Annotated in this window: 24 protein-coding genes; 1 reads left to right on the forward strand and 23 read right to left on the reverse strand. The window is 46.6% G+C overall.

Annotated elements, in window-relative coordinates; genetic code table 11:
* Positions 1–22 precede the first annotated feature (22 nt).
* From IEV19_RS10105 to IEV19_RS10140, 8 genes are all read right to left on the reverse strand, one after another.
* Positions 23–565, reverse strand: coding sequence for a DUF4287 domain-containing protein (locus IEV19_RS10105; RefSeq protein ID WP_188370528.1), 543 nt, complete (start codon positions 563–565; stop codon positions 23–25).
* A gap of 157 nt (positions 566–722) precedes the next feature.
* Positions 723–1,400 (reverse strand): hypothetical protein, encoded by a 678-nt coding sequence (locus tag IEV19_RS10110; RefSeq protein WP_188370529.1) that lies wholly within the window; start codon positions 1,398–1,400, stop codon positions 723–725.
* Between the two features lie 131 nt (positions 1,401–1,531).
* Positions 1,532–1,693, reverse strand: a complete 162-nt coding sequence (locus IEV19_RS10115) for a hypothetical protein (RefSeq protein WP_188370530.1) — start codon at positions 1,691–1,693, stop codon at positions 1,532–1,534.
* Between the two features lie 10 nt (positions 1,694–1,703).
* Positions 1,704–1,946: a hypothetical protein gene (locus IEV19_RS10120; RefSeq protein WP_188370531.1), complete on the reverse strand. Its 243-nt coding sequence runs from the start codon at positions 1,944–1,946 to the stop codon at positions 1,704–1,706.
* A 211-nt stretch (positions 1,947–2,157) separates the two neighbouring features.
* Entirely contained in the window at positions 2,158–3,690 is a 1,533-nt protein-coding gene (locus IEV19_RS10125) for an ATP-binding response regulator (protein ID WP_188370532.1), read from the reverse strand.
* The gene (locus IEV19_RS10130) at positions 3,680–4,177 is read right to left on the reverse strand and encodes a Rab family GTPase (RefSeq protein ID WP_188370533.1); all 498 of its coding nucleotides are present in this window, start codon (positions 4,175–4,177) and stop codon (positions 3,680–3,682) included. The genes IEV19_RS10125 and IEV19_RS10130 overlap by 11 nt, the downstream gene beginning before the upstream one ends.
* Positions 4,164–5,036, reverse strand: coding sequence for a cell envelope biogenesis protein OmpA (locus tag IEV19_RS10135; RefSeq protein WP_229732537.1), 873 nt, complete (start codon positions 5,034–5,036; stop codon positions 4,164–4,166). The genes IEV19_RS10130 and IEV19_RS10135 overlap by 14 nt, the downstream gene beginning before the upstream one ends.
* Before the next feature lie 9 nt (positions 5,037–5,045).
* Positions 5,046–5,408: a fructose 1,6-bisphosphatase gene (locus IEV19_RS10140; RefSeq protein ID WP_188370534.1), complete on the reverse strand. Its 363-nt coding sequence runs from the start codon at positions 5,406–5,408 to the stop codon at positions 5,046–5,048.
* 138 nt (positions 5,409–5,546) lie between these two features.
* Between IEV19_RS10140 and IEV19_RS10145 the strand changes: the two genes are divergently transcribed.
* Positions 5,547–5,825, forward strand: coding sequence for a hypothetical protein (locus tag IEV19_RS10145; protein WP_188370535.1), 279 nt, complete (start codon positions 5,547–5,549; stop codon positions 5,823–5,825).
* Positions 5,826–5,833: 8 nt separating this feature from the next.
* Here IEV19_RS10145 and IEV19_RS10150 read toward each other — a convergent pair whose 3' ends face one another.
* The 15 genes from IEV19_RS10150 to IEV19_RS10220 all read right to left on the reverse strand — a co-directional run bounded on the left by IEV19_RS10150 (position 5,834) and on the right by IEV19_RS10220 (position 14,126).
* On the reverse strand, positions 5,834–6,028 hold the full coding sequence (locus IEV19_RS10150; RefSeq protein WP_188370536.1) for a helix-turn-helix transcriptional regulator: 195 nt from the start codon (positions 6,026–6,028) through the stop codon (positions 5,834–5,836).
* A gap of 2 nt (positions 6,029–6,030) precedes the next feature.
* Entirely contained in the window at positions 6,031–6,486 is a 456-nt protein-coding gene (locus IEV19_RS10155; RefSeq protein WP_188370537.1) for a hypothetical protein, read from the reverse strand.
* A 128-nt stretch (positions 6,487–6,614) separates the two neighbouring features.
* Complete coding sequence (locus IEV19_RS10160) at positions 6,615–7,352, reverse strand: ion transporter (RefSeq protein ID WP_188370538.1); 738 nt, start codon at positions 7,350–7,352, stop codon at positions 6,615–6,617.
* A 92-nt stretch (positions 7,353–7,444) separates the two neighbouring features.
* On the reverse strand, positions 7,445–7,861 hold the full coding sequence (locus IEV19_RS10165; RefSeq protein ID WP_188370539.1) for a putative quinol monooxygenase: 417 nt from the start codon (positions 7,859–7,861) through the stop codon (positions 7,445–7,447).
* Between the two features lie 46 nt (positions 7,862–7,907).
* Positions 7,908–8,249: a VOC family protein gene (locus tag IEV19_RS10170; RefSeq protein WP_188370540.1), complete on the reverse strand. Its 342-nt coding sequence runs from the start codon at positions 8,247–8,249 to the stop codon at positions 7,908–7,910.
* Between the two features lie 72 nt (positions 8,250–8,321).
* Entirely contained in the window at positions 8,322–8,870 is a 549-nt protein-coding gene (locus tag IEV19_RS10175; protein WP_188370541.1) for a dihydrofolate reductase family protein, read from the reverse strand.
* Positions 8,871–8,882: 12 nt separating this feature from the next.
* Positions 8,883–9,281, reverse strand: a complete 399-nt coding sequence (locus IEV19_RS10180) for an iron chaperone (RefSeq protein WP_188370542.1) — start codon at positions 9,279–9,281, stop codon at positions 8,883–8,885.
* 166 nt (positions 9,282–9,447) lie between these two features.
* Positions 9,448–9,894, reverse strand: coding sequence for an SRPBCC family protein (locus IEV19_RS10185; protein ID WP_188370543.1), 447 nt, complete (start codon positions 9,892–9,894; stop codon positions 9,448–9,450).
* Between the two features lie 13 nt (positions 9,895–9,907).
* Positions 9,908–10,087: a glycine zipper domain-containing protein gene (locus IEV19_RS10190; protein ID WP_188370544.1), complete on the reverse strand. Its 180-nt coding sequence runs from the start codon at positions 10,085–10,087 to the stop codon at positions 9,908–9,910.
* A gap of 138 nt (positions 10,088–10,225) precedes the next feature.
* The gene (locus IEV19_RS10195; protein ID WP_188370545.1) at positions 10,226–10,534 is read right to left on the reverse strand and encodes a phosphoribosylpyrophosphate synthetase; all 309 of its coding nucleotides are present in this window, start codon (positions 10,532–10,534) and stop codon (positions 10,226–10,228) included.
* A 173-nt stretch (positions 10,535–10,707) separates the two neighbouring features.
* On the reverse strand, positions 10,708–11,181 hold the full coding sequence (locus IEV19_RS10200) for a PH domain-containing protein (protein ID WP_188370546.1): 474 nt from the start codon (positions 11,179–11,181) through the stop codon (positions 10,708–10,710).
* A gap of 192 nt (positions 11,182–11,373) precedes the next feature.
* A complete protein-coding gene (locus tag IEV19_RS10205; protein ID WP_188370547.1) occupies positions 11,374–11,583 on the reverse strand; it encodes a YgaP family membrane protein in 210 nt (69 codons plus the stop codon).
* 77 nt (positions 11,584–11,660) lie between these two features.
* The gene (locus IEV19_RS10210) at positions 11,661–12,287 is read right to left on the reverse strand and encodes a Crp/Fnr family transcriptional regulator (protein WP_188370548.1); all 627 of its coding nucleotides are present in this window, start codon (positions 12,285–12,287) and stop codon (positions 11,661–11,663) included.
* Between the two features lie 15 nt (positions 12,288–12,302).
* Positions 12,303–13,055 (reverse strand): CPBP family intramembrane glutamic endopeptidase, encoded by a 753-nt coding sequence (locus tag IEV19_RS10215; protein ID WP_188370549.1) that lies wholly within the window; start codon positions 13,053–13,055, stop codon positions 12,303–12,305.
* Between the two features lie 69 nt (positions 13,056–13,124).
* Entirely contained in the window at positions 13,125–14,126 is a 1,002-nt protein-coding gene (locus tag IEV19_RS10220) for an acetamidase/formamidase family protein (RefSeq protein WP_188370550.1), read from the reverse strand.
* Position 14,127 lies beyond the last annotated feature (1 nt).

The raw sequence follows: 14,127 nt of genomic DNA on the forward strand, positions 1-14,127 counted from the left end.
ATTTGCAAATGGAGGGTAACCACTAGCCTGCATGGGAATAAGCGTCCCGCAACCAATCCTTTAATTCCTTATCGATATCTTCAGGTTGTTCCAGCCTGACCCTGTGGGTACACATGGTTCCGAATGGGCCGGAATTCTCCAGCCTGTTCGTAGTGGGATAACCCGGTAGTTTAAGACCCAGGTCTAACCGGGTCTTGGTGGCCGGACTGATCAGGGCAAACTGTTTCTTCCGGACAAAGCTGACCGTCGTCTTTTTAGGGACGATGTTCACGTCCTGGCCCAGGTCTGAGACAAAGGCCTTAACTTTTTCGAATACAGGCAGGAGGTGTTCCTTCCCCTTGTATTGATTTGTCAGAAGGTCATCGGAAGATGAGTTTTCTTCTTTGGAAAGGTGAACGATGGTGTTGGCAAAACCATGGGTAACCCCGTGGTCCTTCTTGAGAAAGTTGACTGCTTCAGAGTGTTTCGCAAATGCCCTGGTCTTGAGGAGGGCTTTCCATTCTTCCAGGGATTTCCCCGTTTTTTCGGGCATATTGGAGATCATTGTCTGAAGTGCCGGATCCATGGTCTTACGATTTACAGGTGAAACAGTACTAATTTAACGTATTTCTTTCGGTTTTTAGACCTCGTGGACTCCGTGAGCTGTCATCCATAAAAAGAGGGACACGGCAGATCACTCTAACCGTGCCCCATGGGGTCACTAACTAAACCAACTTTATAACTCACTTGTAGTGTTCCCCGTTCACTCTAACCTTTTGTTTCGCCTTTATTGAGCTGAGGTCGAATCCTGCGAAATACCGGAGATAATCTTCGACGGTAGTCCCAAAGGCATCTTCCATACTGTTTGTTCCATTAGACCGGATGAATTTTTTTACGTTTCCTGGTCCCGCCAGATGGGCCGCTGCGATCAGGCCCGATTCGGTGATGGGTACCCCATTGATCGTCTTTCCGGAAGCGGATGCTATTTCGTGTCTCAGGATCCATTTATTCCTGGCGATATTTGCTTCGAGAACCGATTCCTGTAATTCAGGGGAATGGAGGAAGGAGAGAGTGTCTTTTATCCCAAGTACCGCCAGCGTTGCTGAGCCAAACTGGTACTTACCCATATATCCAAGGGTATTGACACAGCTGTACCTGCCTCTTGATTCCTTAAAGCCCAGGGCCTCTTTGAAGGCTATATAATCTCCTGCAACAAGTGGAAATGGGATTCGGACGGCATCTTTCTTTTCCGAATGGGGTATGGAGAATGCAGGAGGGGAAATCAGCCCCCTGTTTTTTAACGATAGGGGCACCAAGGTAGTGCCGAGGTCGTTCTTCGCTTTAGGAGAAGAAGAGGAACTGAATCCATATCCGAGCAGGATGAGACAGGAGATCCCGATTGCGATTAAAACTTCATTCATTTTCATAATATCCAGTATAAAAGGGACAATATCACCCCGATGGCACACAGGATCAACAGGATTTTCTCAAAAGCCTTCTTCATCGTCATGTCGTGTTGTTGCAGGTCCATTTACTATTATTTTTAGGACATTTAAATTTGTTCTTCAGTTCTCTCTGCAGTATTTCTCAGGTCATCCTGAAATGCAGCTCCGATAAACCAGGTATCATCGTTTGCGGCATGATTAGAGATGATTCCTTTTGTTTTCTTCTTCCCCCATAACCCGTTCTGTATACGTTCCAGTCTGTTTTTCATCAGGGAATTATTACAGGAGTACCGAGGTACTTAAAAAGATCTTTTTACCATCCGGGGAGCGAAAGGCTAGCCACCATTTCTTTACATTCCTCTTGAAACGGTGGAAGGGCAGGTGCCAGTTCCTGCCTGTTTCAAAATTTTTTCGTTTCAACTTGCGTTCTTCCAGTACGCTGGGTACGATCAGTACTATGGCCAACATAAAGGCCAGGATACTGATAAGGAAGAGGATTAGAGCCAGATTTTCATTTTCCATTTTCGTTCTTGGGATTAAAAAGGTTCTCACAAATCAACCCTGTTGTTTCAGGATATCGGTCAAATGTAAGAGAGGGGTATCCACTGGAAAGAGAAGCGGGAACAGGTCACTTAAATATCGATGAAATGATCAAAAATATCGATGAACTACACAAATGACCGAAAATTCTTACAAATAGATTTTGAATCGTGAGTATCAGATCGGATTGAAATCAGGATTTGAGACAGGAGAAAATGGTGTCCAGCAACTCCTCTTTTTCGAAGGGTTTCGGGATCACGGCATTCATTCCGGATGCTTTATACGCTTTCAGGTGGTCTTCGTATGCAAAAGCCGTTATCCCGATGATAGGAAGCCGTTCTACATTTTTAAAGGGAAATTCCCTGATGATCCTGGTGAGCTGGTCTCCCCTGGTGTTTGGAAGATTGATATCCATCAGGATGAGGTCGTATGGGTTTTCTATCACCTGTTCCAGCACCTGCGCCCCATCGCTGAGCACATCCAGGTAGAACTGCCCGGTCTCCATCAGCATTTTAAACAGGACGGTGAGTACGCGTTCATCGTCTTCCACAAGTAAAACACGGTATTTTCTACCCCTTACCGTAGTTTTTTGACGTATACTGTCCGCATCCTTCTCCAGGGTTGCTTTCCAGCCGGATTCCACGGGGACCTTCACCTCGAGGTCAAATGAAAAAACTGAGCCCTTGCCCACTGTGGATTGCAATTGTATCTCACTGTCCATAAGCGTCAGCAGCCCTTTTACCAATGCCAGTCCGAGACCGGTTCCCTGTTCCTTTTCCGGGGAGGTCAGCTGGGAATACGTCTCAAAGACCGTGTTCTTTTTCGCCTCCGGGATGCCCTTACCGGTGTCTGTCACAGAGAAGTGCAGGTTTACCTTGTTAGCGTATTGCTGGTTAAAACCTACCTCCAATGTGATCTTCCCCTGTTCTGTGAATTTCACGGCATTGTCCAGGAGGTTGGTAAGGACCTGGAACAGGCGTTTCCTGTCTGCTTCAACCCATTGAGGGACGCGCTCATGGGAGGAAAGTTCAAAATCCAGGCCTTTTGAAACCGCTTTGGTCTTGTAAGTGATGCTGAGGACGTCCAGCATTTTCTTTAGGTCGAAAAGCACAGGCTTGAGTTCCAGTTTTCCGGAAGCGATCATACTGAGGCTCAGTGTATCCTCCAGCATCAGTTTTAGATGTGTGTTCGTTTCCCGAAGCGCCTCGATCAGATGTTGCTGTTCAGTATTCAGAGGGCTCTCGCTCAATATCCTTGTAATAGCCATACTGCTCATCAGCGGGTTCCGCAGCTCGTGGCTGAAATTCTGAATAAACAGGTTTTTAAACCGTTCTCGTTCTTCGAGTTCGGCGTTCTTCAGTACGATAAGCTCTTCCTGTATAATGGACTCATTGCGCTCTTGTGCCACTGCCTGGTAGCCGGTGTAATGAGAGGTAAGGTCTTGTACCAACAACATAAAACCTTTATCAGCGGGGTGAACCTGTATATCCACAATGACCTCCCGGCCTTCCAGGTCGAGATTAACACAGTGCAGACTCTGAGGAGCGTCTAAAGCAGTGAACACAGGTTCCAGGCTTTCAAAGAAAGGGTGTGCTTCAGAGATGTTTTGCCCTTTTTGAATGGGCAGGATTCGACCTGTATTTTGGAGTACAGACCCTGCAGTGTCTAACTCAATGAATTGCAAATGCTTCTCGATAAATCGCTTCTGATACTGTTCAGGAGTCATGGTGAAGGATTGATGCGAGGTGTAAAAAGGCTTCTTCCACGGTCTCCCCCGTTTTGGCACTGGTCAGGTAATCATAGGGTATGTCGTGTTCCTCGAGTAAAGAACTTATTTCCTCTTCAGGGACCAGGTCCTTTTTGTTCCCTATGACCACCGTAGGCCGATCTTGTACCTTGCTTTTTACGGTCTCGAGGTCCCTCTTGAGATTCTGGAAAGTAGAAGGCCTGTTGATATCGAACACAAAGATCACTCCATGGGTGCCAAGCAAGTAGGCCTCACGTATCTGTTCCAGCCTGTCTGTCCCTTCCAGGTCCCATAGAATGAGTGACACGGAATCTTCGTCTGAGAGGTCTACTACTTTTTTGCTGATATGAACTCCGATAGTCACCTTGTACTGGTCTGAGAACTGATTGGAAACAAACCTTCGGATCAGGGAGGTTTTACCGACCCCAAAATGCCCTAGGATGACGACTTTCTTAGATTTTTGCATTGCCGAAACTCGCTTCCAGTTCCTTGATCAAGAGGTCTTTGTCAATAGTCCGTACTTCCTTACCCTGCTTTTCCTTGTCTTTGGAATGAAAGACCAGGTCCAGGTTCATGGCCATAAAGTTGTAGTAAAAATTGAAGATGATGTCCTGGAGCTTGTTCTTGGAAGTGAGATGGTAGTCTCCGGAGATCACCACGGCCACGTAATGGGTAACAAAACTTTGGAGGTGGATATTGTAGAGTTCGTATTGTATGAGTTCGAGGTTTTGGTTCTTCTTGTGGAAAGCATCTTCCACGAAACTTTTGATGGCCGTAAGCATCCCGGAGATCATCTCCTCGTCTATGGTATTGGTCACGGAATAGCTCGCTTTCAGGATTCCGGTATCTCTTTCTATAAGCAGTACCTGTTCAATAGTTGCTGAAGAAAGCTCTCTCATGAGTTGCTGCTCCTCTGTCGGGCCACCGAACCAGGAACGCATTTTCCTTTTGAACCTCTTGAGGAATCCCAGTTGGTTATCTATCTTCTCTGAGAGCATCTTGATCTCCTGAGCCACGTACTTTTTCACCATCTTACCCAGGACAGGATAGAGAGCATCCACGACCTCGTCCTTGTGGTTCTTGATCTCTTTCTTCAGGGTAGCTGTAATGGTGGGTCCCAGGGTGTCCGGGATACGTTTGGTAAAGGCACTGATCTTCTCGTCGACCAGGGGATCTACTTTTTCAGCCAGTTGCTTCTGGTCATTGATGATGTGCTCAACCAGCGTGATCCTTTTGGCAATATCCTGCACCGCACCCCTGTCGTCGGGGAACAGGATATCCTTGAGGATCTCCAGTTTAGCTTGTTCATCCATCTTCGTGACCATGGATCGGAGTTATTTCTTGCGGATCTTTTCGCCCAGTTCAATCAGCAGATCTCCCAATTCTTCTTTTTGAAGCTGGTCTTTCTCCAGGTCTTCAAAGCGGGATTCCAGTTTGTCTTCCAGTTCAGTGATGCGGATATTGATGTCTGTCGAGACATCGTCAATGGACATCCTGAGGTCGGTCCTTACGGCTTCTATCAGTTCTTCCAGCTGTTTTTTCTTGCTGAGGATGTCCTTCTTAAGGAGTTCGAATTCGGATTCATAGGCCTGGATGTTCTCCCCGAAAATCAGATTTTTGATCAGCTCTATCTTGGATGCAGTTTCCAGGTCTTTCTTTTTGCTGCCATGCACGGTTGAAAAGTCGTCGTTGGTCATAAGGAATTCGGTTTATTAACAATAAGGATTCAAGCACAGATCTGCTTAAGGCCGAAATAGTCTCAAATATATGAAATTTAAGGGGAAATTGCCCGTAAACAGGGCAATGGTTATATTTAAGGGTTCAAAGGCTCAACTATGCTAAAAGGTTTCCTGATCATGCTCGTGGTTTTTCTGGTAGTCGCCATTCTGGGCTGGGGACTTAGCAGATTTGGTAATGCATCAGAAGAGAAGAAGGTCAGGATCAGAAAGTACCTGTTTTCCTTTTATGGGTTGTTCCTGATTATTCAGGGGATGTCTTACCTCTGGGAAGATCCGCAATGGGGATGGCAGGTTCTAAATATCCCACTAGGCCTGGTCTTCATATGGGTTGCTCTTTCCGGCAAGCTGGAACCCTCAGCTAAGGAAAGTGCCTGAAACTCTCCTCAATCCTCCAGGCTGAAGAGCTCCTCCACACTGCAATTAAAAATCTTACCCAATTTTAAGCCCAGTTCCAGGGACGGGAAATACTTGTTGTTCTCAATGGCGTTAATGGTCTGTCGTGATACCTGGAGTCTGTTAGCGAGATCCTCCTGCGTCATGTCATGGGTGACCCTGTGTATTTTGATGGTGTTTTTCATGGTCAGGAAGCATAGTGTTTTCTGAGGGCAAAGCGCAACCTCAGGTTAAAGAAAAGGATAATCGTGAACAGGTTAAAGACAAGGACGTGGAAGTACGCCAGGCCAAAGATCAGCAAGGTCGCCAGGATCATGATCGCGTAGTTGACGTAGAGCGACCAGAGCAGGGAATCGAGGCGGAGTTTGGCGATAAGTTCATCCTCTATCTTCTCACGGCTGAAACTGTGGATGATCCCGGAGACAATGATGACGATGGTCAGCAATTCGTCCAAAATTCCGTTTTCGATCCATATGCCATCCTGATTCAGAAAATTATCCGTACTAAAAAGGTCGGGTACGGGAACCACCAGCAGATCGTCAAACTGGTCTGTGAACCAGAGATAAGAACCTGCGATCAGGGCGAGGTAAAAGATCCATCCTGTAAGGGCCTTATACCGGTTGGGAAAGAGATAATTTTTCATGATAAAACTATTTAAATCACATCAAATGTATAATAAATATTACACAAAGTAAAAAATATTATACATAAAGTAAAATATAATAGCTATTTATATTATGTTTTTCGGTATCATGAAAGTAAAAATCTCTTTTATTGATGGGAGGCCAGGTCAGCACTTACCTGGTCTTCCTGTATCTGCCGTGCTTTGGAGACAGCAGAAGAAACCAGTCCGGCCGGGACCGTAACGACGCCCACCCCTATGATCAACACGAAAAAGGTAAAGATCTTGCCGCCCAGGGTAATGGGATAGACATCGCCGTATCCCACTGTGGTCAGGGTCACAATAGCCCACCAGAGGCTGTGGAAGATGGAGGAGAATACTTCCGGCTGGGCTTCATATTCGAAGAAATAGATCCCGCAGGAGGTAAGGTAGGTAAAGATCCCTGTGATGATCAAAAACAGCATGATCTCCTCCTTGACGAGCTGGGCCGCGATATGGATACGCTGCATAGCCCTGTTGTACCGGATGAGCTTCAGGGCCCTGAAGATCCTGAAGATACGGAAAGCTCTCAGCGCCCTGAGGTCGAAGGCTTTCGTCAGATAGAAGGGAAGGATGGCAAACAGATCAATAAAGCCGTAAAAACTGAAAATGTATTTCCACGGATTTTTGGCGATAATGATACGGAGGAGGTACTCGGCCGTAAAGATGATCACGCAGAATACCTCAAAGGAGTAGAGCATTTCAATCACAGCCGGGTCGTTACCGGGCAAGGTCTCCACGGCAAAAGCGATCAGGGAGGCGATGATTAAAAATTGTATGCTGTAGTCAAAGATCTTACCCTGACGGGTAGAGTTGTCATCGATCAGGAGGCGGAGTTTTTCTTTCATGTTCGGAAGACTTGATTTTTCCGTTTAAAATAAAGCGAAAAATGCAAGAGTCAAAACACATCAGGATCCGGAAATTAGCCCGTTAACTCTGATCACCTCAATTTTGTAAAGATTTCGGGCATGGTATTAGGGTCAATGGAAGTCATATCCACGAGCTTTAGTGATCTCACCATAGGCAGGGTTGTGGATTTGTAGTGTTTAAAATGAGGGGTTTGCAGATGGGTTTCATATGCTTCCCGGTCTGCATAGATCTCCAACAGACGGATCTGGGTAGGATCTTCTTTTTGGAACATAGGGAAGATAACGATGACACCGGGCTCCAGCTCCACAGAGGCCTTCGATTCTTCTTTCAGGATGGCCAGATATTCTTCGAGGTATTCCGGTGCCACCTCGATCTCTGCGATCCTGACCATCATCTTTTCGGGCTGCGAGGCATGCACCTCAGGTTTTTCCTGATGGCAGGACAGACAGAGCAGGAGAGCTGCTGCGATTATTGTAAATGATTTCATCTAAAGAATATTTTATTTGAATAGACTAAGTGAATGAGTGAAGAAATCACTGGTCCGACCAAACCGCTAGCTCATTCCCCGCCGGGTCCAGGAAGTGGAATCTCCTTCCGCCAGGGAAAGAAAATATGTCCTTTTCGAGGGTACCTCCGGCTGCGATGATCTCCTTCTTCAGCGTTTCGAGATCTGCGTGGTAAAGGACCACCAGCACCCCGTTGACCACCGGATCCTCACTCCTGCGAAATCCTCCGTCCACCCCGCTTTCAGAGAAGGAAACATAGTCAGGGCCGTAATCGGTAAACGTCCACCCAAAGAGCTTGCTGTAAAAGGCTTTAATACCTTCAAGGTCGGCCGCCTGAAATTCGATGTAATCGATCTGATTGTTCTTCATAACATTAAGGTTTAATAATCCTTTTTTGCCGCGGTATGTCTATTCACTTTCTGTACCGGTTTTTTAAAATCTTTAGTGGTTTACCCGGTAATTTAGCTCCACCATACCATTCTTAAAGACCATATGGTCCATAAGTTCCATAGATATTTCACGACCAATGTTATCAAAGAAAGGGATACCCTCTCCAAGAATTACCGGAGCAATAGTGATCACAATATTGTCTACCAGATTCAGTCTCAACAACTCCCTGGTCAGGGCAGACCCACCTACCATCCATATGTTGTTGTGTGTTCTTTTAATGGAATTTGTTAATTCTTCCAATGACCCGTTGAGAAATTCTACAGACTCCTTCTGGCTATGAAGCTTTCTTTTTGTAAAAACGTATACCGGCTTATCTCCATATGGCCATCCTACCTCTAGAGTGTGTTCGTAAGTTCTGGATCCCATAATGTAACAGTCAACGGTTTGGAGGAAGTCGGCAATATATTCCTCAGACAACTCGATTCCGTCCGGGTAGTGGGTTTTTGGATCCATCCAGGATACGTCCATGTCCTTTTTGGCAATAAAACCATCAATGCTGCAAACCATGTGTAAAGTTACTTTGGCCGTCTCTTTGGACATATGTTTGATACTTTATTTAGTTCTGTCCTGATTATTCTGAACCTCTGTCTGCCTATATCTTACCATTCGGATGATGAGGTCTTCCGGAAGGGGTTTGTCCAGGGGAAACTGTACCGAGCCTTTGCCTTGTTTGTAATCCTGGAGTTCATCGGAAAACGCAGCCATGGTGGTGGGAAAAGGGTAAAAGCCGACAAATTTGGCATACCCGGCCATCATGATCTGCTGGTCCCGCTTACCGCCTGGGACCAGGGTGAAGGCCGGTACCTTGTAATTGAGGACCTCTGTGGCATCTGGTGCAGCCTTTTTTATAAGTTTCCTCAATTGAATTAGCACCTTCCGGGTGCGTTCGGGCTGATGGGCGATGTAGTCGTCAACCGTTTTATAGGTGGGCATGGGTCCTTTTTTGGCCATGGGTCTGAGTGATTTGATGTGATTTCAAAAAAGTTCCACCGGCAAATTGCCTTGGGATTCTTCCCGCGAGAGGTTCCTTTTTATGCGCTTGCCTTCTTCTGAAAGGTAGTTAAATCCCCAGAAATTTACCTTGAAATTTGGGGCATAGTATATAGGCTAACGGGAATTACCCACAATTGTCCTTGATCCTTTGTAATGCCCTGGGAAAGGTTTCTTTCATATAATCCAGGTGCTCATCCATGATGTCGATATCCACTCTGAGGGTGTTGTATCCTTGTCCCTCGATCAGGGAGTATTGTTCCGAAGAACCTGTCCATTTTTTGGTGTCATCATCAAGGGGCTGTTGCTCACCGCCTACCACATTCCCGATATGCCTGAACTTTATGAGCTTGTTTGGAATATGAGTTTCAACCGTGCTGTAAATGCCATTTTTATCCGGATTGAGGAAATTGACGGTACTGCCCTCCTTCCAGCCATCTGTCACGGCGTAGGAGCCTTCGTAAAATACGCCGGCCCAGTCGCGGTAGGAGTCCGCATCCCAGAGTGCATTCCAGATGGTGGACTTGTCAGCCTTAATATCTACATGAAACTGCAGTCTGTTTAGTTTTTTCATAACCATTCTGATCTTATGATTTACCCTGCTTTTCCCTGTCCGACTCCTCCTTCCGATCCCATCTGCTCCCTATCCCTGCACCCAGGGCAAGGCCGATGGCGATCCACGTTCCTATATTATCCAGGGCCACTCCGATCGCTGCCCCTATAGCGATCCCCAAGGCCATTCCTTTTCCGAGATTTCTTTTATTCATTCTAGGGTTTTTATAAGTCTTTTTTGGGGTTGGCTCCAACCGGGAAAGACCTGTTTCCTTTTTTTTTAGTCATTTTGAACTTTTGGTTCATGTCTCATATGTATACCTGAGAAGCAATACAGGGGGTGGTTCCGGGTGTTATTTAGTTTCTTTGGGAATTCTTTTGATGAGCTCTGTATTCTGATCGTGTTTCGCGCTATAGGACATCACCAGGGTTCCCCTGTTTCCATCCTGAGCCTCAATGGCAAATACAACAGTAGCATCCTGGGGGTTGGTCATCCCTTCGAAACGGAAAAAGTCCACGATCCTAAGATCCTCCGGCCGGTAATTTTTTCCGGACACCGAACCTATGATCTCGGTGTCACCCGCTCTGAAGTCTTCGCGGAACCCCTCTTCGGTAAGCGAGTTCACTGCCTGTGAGAGTGAATCGTAATTCCTGTTGTTCATGATTGAATCGATTTTGTTTGAAATGAAAAGTCTTTTTCACAAACCGGCTATTCCCAAGGGAAGCAATGTGAAAACTATTCCTTCCCCTGGCCGGAGAGCGTACATTAATATAGGGAAATTATTCCGGTAATTTAAGGCGGTGAGCCTCTGATATTACTGAATTTCCTGCCTTTTTATGAAGGATCAGAAGGAGAGGATCTCAGAATACAGTGCCTCACAACATCAGGCTCATCCGTCCCGATCCTGTACTTTTTACCATTTTTGAGCTCAATCTCCACCGCATCGAGGCCGGAAACGGAATATATCCACATCCCGGGCCAGAACCATTTGCGGATGCCCTGTCCGTAATACCAGGGATTTCGTACAGCCTGAACCGAAGTGATATCCCGGAGGACAAATTTCTTTCTGAATAATCCCAAGCCCATGCGGATCCGTAAATGATGCTCGTCAATTGTGATCCTGAGGGATGCGATTGTGAAGAGGAAGCCCACGATGAGCACCATTATCGAGGTCATAAGGAAATTAGGGCCCGAGTCATAAGAAGGGGGCTCGGCCAGGGCCGAGAGGTACACCCGGGTAAAGAAGGTCCCTGCGGCCAGGGTCAGCAGCAAGGTCAGATAGCTGTACTGGGTACGAGCGTAGTGCATAACAGGAGATAAAACAGGGTATATAAATTCCTTATCCTGTAACTAAGGTATTCAATTTATAATCACGAATTTTTGCCTTCTCTACCTTAAACACAGAAGCGGCTTTAAAGGAAGGTCCTTTTAAACCGCTACCGTTCCGGCAATGGGCTGCTTCAGTAGCAAACCCTTCCTGTAGAGAGAGCCGAAGTTGTGTTATTTGTCTTTAACCGGGCAGGTGCTAATACCAAACGGGGCATAGAGCGGGCAGAAACTGACAAAGCTTGTAAGCAAAAATACTGCGGCAAGGATGACAAGTACCAGCCCTAAGGTCCCTGAGATAGTTCCTGTATAGTAGAGTACGCCGATTACGGCGGCTATGACGATTCTGATGACCCTGTCTGTTGATCCCATATTTTTTTTCATCGCATTGAATTTTTGTGGTTGTTGCACTATTGCCCTACAAAGATTTGCAATGAAAACGACCTGTGCAGTGACTGCGGTCACCACTCCCTGATGATACGGATCCCGTCTGAGTCCTGTACCACCTTTTCATCGACCTCCAATTTTTTGAGGACCCTGGTCACGACCTCCCGGGCGGTACCCAGCTCGTTGGCGATCTGATTATGGCTCATCCTGATGGCATCGCCCTGGGTCAGGTCGATTTTTCGTTTCAGGTGGTCGTACAACCTTTTGTCCATCTTGTCTAGCAGGAGATGGCTGATGGTATCCAGGAGTTCTGTATACCTCAGATTGAACTGGTTGTAGAACAGGGTATTGAATTCCGGATATTCCTTCAGCCAGGCCGGCAGGTATCGGACAGGGATAAGCAGGATCCTGGAATCCTCTTCCGTGACAGCAAATACTTTGCTGGGGGTATTTTTCAAGGAGGCATAGAAGGTCATCACACAGCTTTGGGCCGGTTCGATGTAGTAGAGTAATAACTCCCTCTCTTCAAACCTCGAATACACCTTTACCAGTCCCTCTATCACAATGGGCAACACCTTGACGTACTGCTCTTCCCGAAGGATCTCAGTACCTTTTGGGATGTCTTTTATCTCGGATTGCTCCCGGATCTGTGCAACCAGTTCCGGTTGTAAGAATGATAGAATATGCGGGTCGAGTTCCATGTCCAAAATGATAGATTACTGCATTCTGCTTATAGGCTCCCCGTTATTTTCCTCTTCCTGAAGGATATCCCGAACCACCAGGTCCTGTACGGTATGGATCAACATTACCGGATAAAGGGAATCAAAGACGATATAATATACCCCGAAAAGCAGGCCGAGGAAGGTCGACTTTACAACTTCCTTTCCCAGGTACAAATGACCTACACCAAATACCAAAGTGGAAAGGAGTAAGATGTATACCAGGTGGAGGGATGGGAAAATCACAGCCAGCGCAAAAAACAGATACCCCCTGTAGATGATTTCTTCCGTGATGCCGGCAGAAAGTGATAGGTAATTCCAGACTTTTTTCTCCCTGGCCGTGATGGGCAGGAAGAAATTAAAATCATCGGGAATGCTCCCCGCGAGTTTCTTCCTTTTTTCAGATTTGGATCTGAAAATACTGATGTAGTAGAGATTCTGTCCCAGGTGCATGATGTAAAGCACGATGCCCGGATAAAAGATCCAGCCAGAAAGCGAAGACCTGTCAGGAAGGCCCCATCTAAATCCCAGATCGGTAAGACTCACACCGGATAAAGGGATCAGCAGTAGGATCAAAAAGACGACCAACCAGGAGGCGAACATGCTCGACCTGTAAAAACTGATCTTGGAATAGGGAAGCCCTTCAGCATACTTCCTTCTTAATTCCCTTATTCCTCTGATCCCGGATACGGGGTAGAGGACCATCAGGATGACCAGTATGAGGATAAAGACGAACAGAAAAATATTCATTTCCGGTTGTGTGTTTTCTTATGTCAACATTTGATCGGTTTCGTAAAAACTTAAAAAGTTCGCTTCGAATTATTTTTTAAAAACACTTTTGGGTATGTGCATGGTGACCAGCATATGGGGCATGTCTACCACTTCGGCTATTTTCAGATCGCCGATCAGGGAGCACAGCATATAGGCATCTCCTTCAGACATCCCATAGGTCTTGGACAGATGTTCGATCATATATTGGGTCGCCTTTTTGGCGGCCTCGTCGATGGTGGTTCCGAATCCGGTGGTTGCGTAATAGTCTGCCGTCTCATACTGGGGTTCGGCGATCTTCTTATCCTTTATCACCTGCAGGCGAACCACAGCCCTCATATCGCATTCCACTGCTGTGCCTACCACTTCCCCCAGGCCCTGTACAGCATGGGAATCCCCCAAAGAGAGTAAGGCGCCGTCCACAAAAACCGGCAGGTACACCGTGACCCCAACCGTCATATTCGGATCGTCCATATTGCCTCCATTAGCTCTGGGCGGAAAGGTCACTAGCATCTCGTCAGTAGTCGGAGCAACGCCTATGACCCCCAGAAAAGGTTTTAAGGGGATCACTATATTTTCTGAAAACCGGACTATGTTATTCTCCTTGTCGAGGGGAAATGTCTTAAAACCTTCAGCCTCTGAATCCCCGGCCAGAAAGCCGAAGTCGGGTCCCATTCCCGTCCACCCCCAGTCGCCGGGTTCCAGGTCCAGGATCTCCACAGACAGTACGTCTCCGGGGGAGGCCCCTTCCACATAGATCGGTCCTGTTAGGGTATGAATTTTATCCATATCCACCTTATGAAAATCCTCCAGGGTGGAATTGATATTTAATTGCCCGCCTGTGGCCTCTTGCGTATACACTTCTACTATGCTGCCATCCGGGACGGTTAACTGAGGCGGAATGGCACTGCTGAACTTGTTGTGGTTTTTATCTGCTGTGAGGGTGTATTGAGGTGTTGGATCTTCAACGACCACAGTTACCGGTTCTTCAACGGGTGCTTCCCGGCATCCCAGGCTTAAAAGAAAGCAGCTTAACAGGAATAATCTTTTCATG

Source organism: Muriicola marianensis (assembly GCF_014638095.1).
GTDB lineage: Bacteria > Bacteroidota > Bacteroidia > Flavobacteriales > Flavobacteriaceae > Muriicola > Muriicola marianensis.

Excerpts from the sequence above, each read along its gene's own strand:
- IEV19_RS10140 (WP_188370534.1), bottom strand. The coding sequence starts at position 5,408 with ATGACCAACGACGACTTTTCAACCGTGCATGGCAGCAAAAAGAAAGAC.
- IEV19_RS10195 (WP_188370545.1), bottom strand. The coding sequence starts at position 10,534 with ATGAACAACAGGAATTACGATTCACTCTCACAGGCAGTGAACTCGCTT.
- IEV19_RS10175 (WP_188370541.1), bottom strand. The coding sequence starts at position 8,870 with ATGTCCAAAGAGACGGCCAAAGTAACTTTACACATGGTTTGCAGCATT.
- IEV19_RS10135 (WP_229732537.1), bottom strand. The coding sequence starts at position 5,036 with ATGGTCACGAAGATGGATGAACAAGCTAAACTGGAGATCCTCAAGGAT.
- IEV19_RS10125 (WP_188370532.1), bottom strand. The coding sequence starts at position 3,690 with ATGACTCCTGAACAGTATCAGAAGCGATTTATCGAGAAGCATTTGCAA.
- IEV19_RS10190 (WP_188370544.1), bottom strand. The coding sequence starts at position 10,087 with ATGAATAAAAGAAATCTCGGAAAAGGAATGGCCTTGGGGATCGCTATA.
- IEV19_RS10220 (WP_188370550.1), bottom strand. The coding sequence starts at position 14,126 with ATGAAAAGATTATTCCTGTTAAGCTGCTTTCTTTTAAGCCTGGGATGC.
- IEV19_RS10120 (WP_188370531.1), bottom strand. The coding sequence starts at position 1,946 with ATGGAAAATGAAAATCTGGCTCTAATCCTCTTCCTTATCAGTATCCTG.
- IEV19_RS10180 (WP_188370542.1), bottom strand. The coding sequence starts at position 9,281 with ATGGCCAAAAAAGGACCCATGCCCACCTATAAAACGGTTGACGACTAC.
- IEV19_RS10110 (WP_188370529.1), bottom strand. The coding sequence starts at position 1,400 with ATGAATGAAGTTTTAATCGCAATCGGGATCTCCTGTCTCATCCTGCTC.
- IEV19_RS10170 (WP_188370540.1), bottom strand. The coding sequence starts at position 8,249 with ATGAAGAACAATCAGATCGATTACATCGAATTTCAGGCGGCCGACCTT.
- IEV19_RS10210 (WP_188370548.1), bottom strand. The coding sequence starts at position 12,287 with ATGGAACTCGACCCGCATATTCTATCATTCTTACAACCGGAACTGGTT.
- IEV19_RS10165 (WP_188370539.1), bottom strand. The coding sequence starts at position 7,861 with ATGAAATCATTTACAATAATCGCAGCAGCTCTCCTGCTCTGTCTGTCC.
- IEV19_RS10115 (WP_188370530.1), bottom strand. The coding sequence starts at position 1,693 with ATGAAAAACAGACTGGAACGTATACAGAACGGGTTATGGGGGAAGAAG.
- IEV19_RS10200 (WP_188370546.1), bottom strand. The coding sequence starts at position 11,181 with ATGCACTACGCTCGTACCCAGTACAGCTATCTGACCTTGCTGCTGACC.
- IEV19_RS10150 (WP_188370536.1), bottom strand. The coding sequence starts at position 6,028 with ATGAAAAACACCATCAAAATACACAGGGTCACCCATGACATGACGCAG.
- IEV19_RS10130 (WP_188370533.1), bottom strand. The coding sequence starts at position 4,177 with ATGCAAAAATCTAAGAAAGTCGTCATCCTAGGGCATTTTGGGGTCGGT.
- IEV19_RS10145 (WP_188370535.1), top strand. The coding sequence starts at position 5,547 with ATGCTAAAAGGTTTCCTGATCATGCTCGTGGTTTTTCTGGTAGTCGCC.
- IEV19_RS10160 (WP_188370538.1), bottom strand. The coding sequence starts at position 7,352 with ATGAAAGAAAAACTCCGCCTCCTGATCGATGACAACTCTACCCGTCAG.
- IEV19_RS10205 (WP_188370547.1), bottom strand. The coding sequence starts at position 11,583 with ATGAAAAAAAATATGGGATCAACAGACAGGGTCATCAGAATCGTCATA.
- IEV19_RS10185 (WP_188370543.1), bottom strand. The coding sequence starts at position 9,894 with ATGAAAAAACTAAACAGACTGCAGTTTCATGTAGATATTAAGGCTGAC.
- IEV19_RS10215 (WP_188370549.1), bottom strand. The coding sequence starts at position 13,055 with ATGAATATTTTTCTGTTCGTCTTTATCCTCATACTGGTCATCCTGATG.
- IEV19_RS10155 (WP_188370537.1), bottom strand. The coding sequence starts at position 6,486 with ATGAAAAATTATCTCTTTCCCAACCGGTATAAGGCCCTTACAGGATGG.
- IEV19_RS10105 (WP_188370528.1), bottom strand. The coding sequence starts at position 565 with ATGGATCCGGCACTTCAGACAATGATCTCCAATATGCCCGAAAAAACG.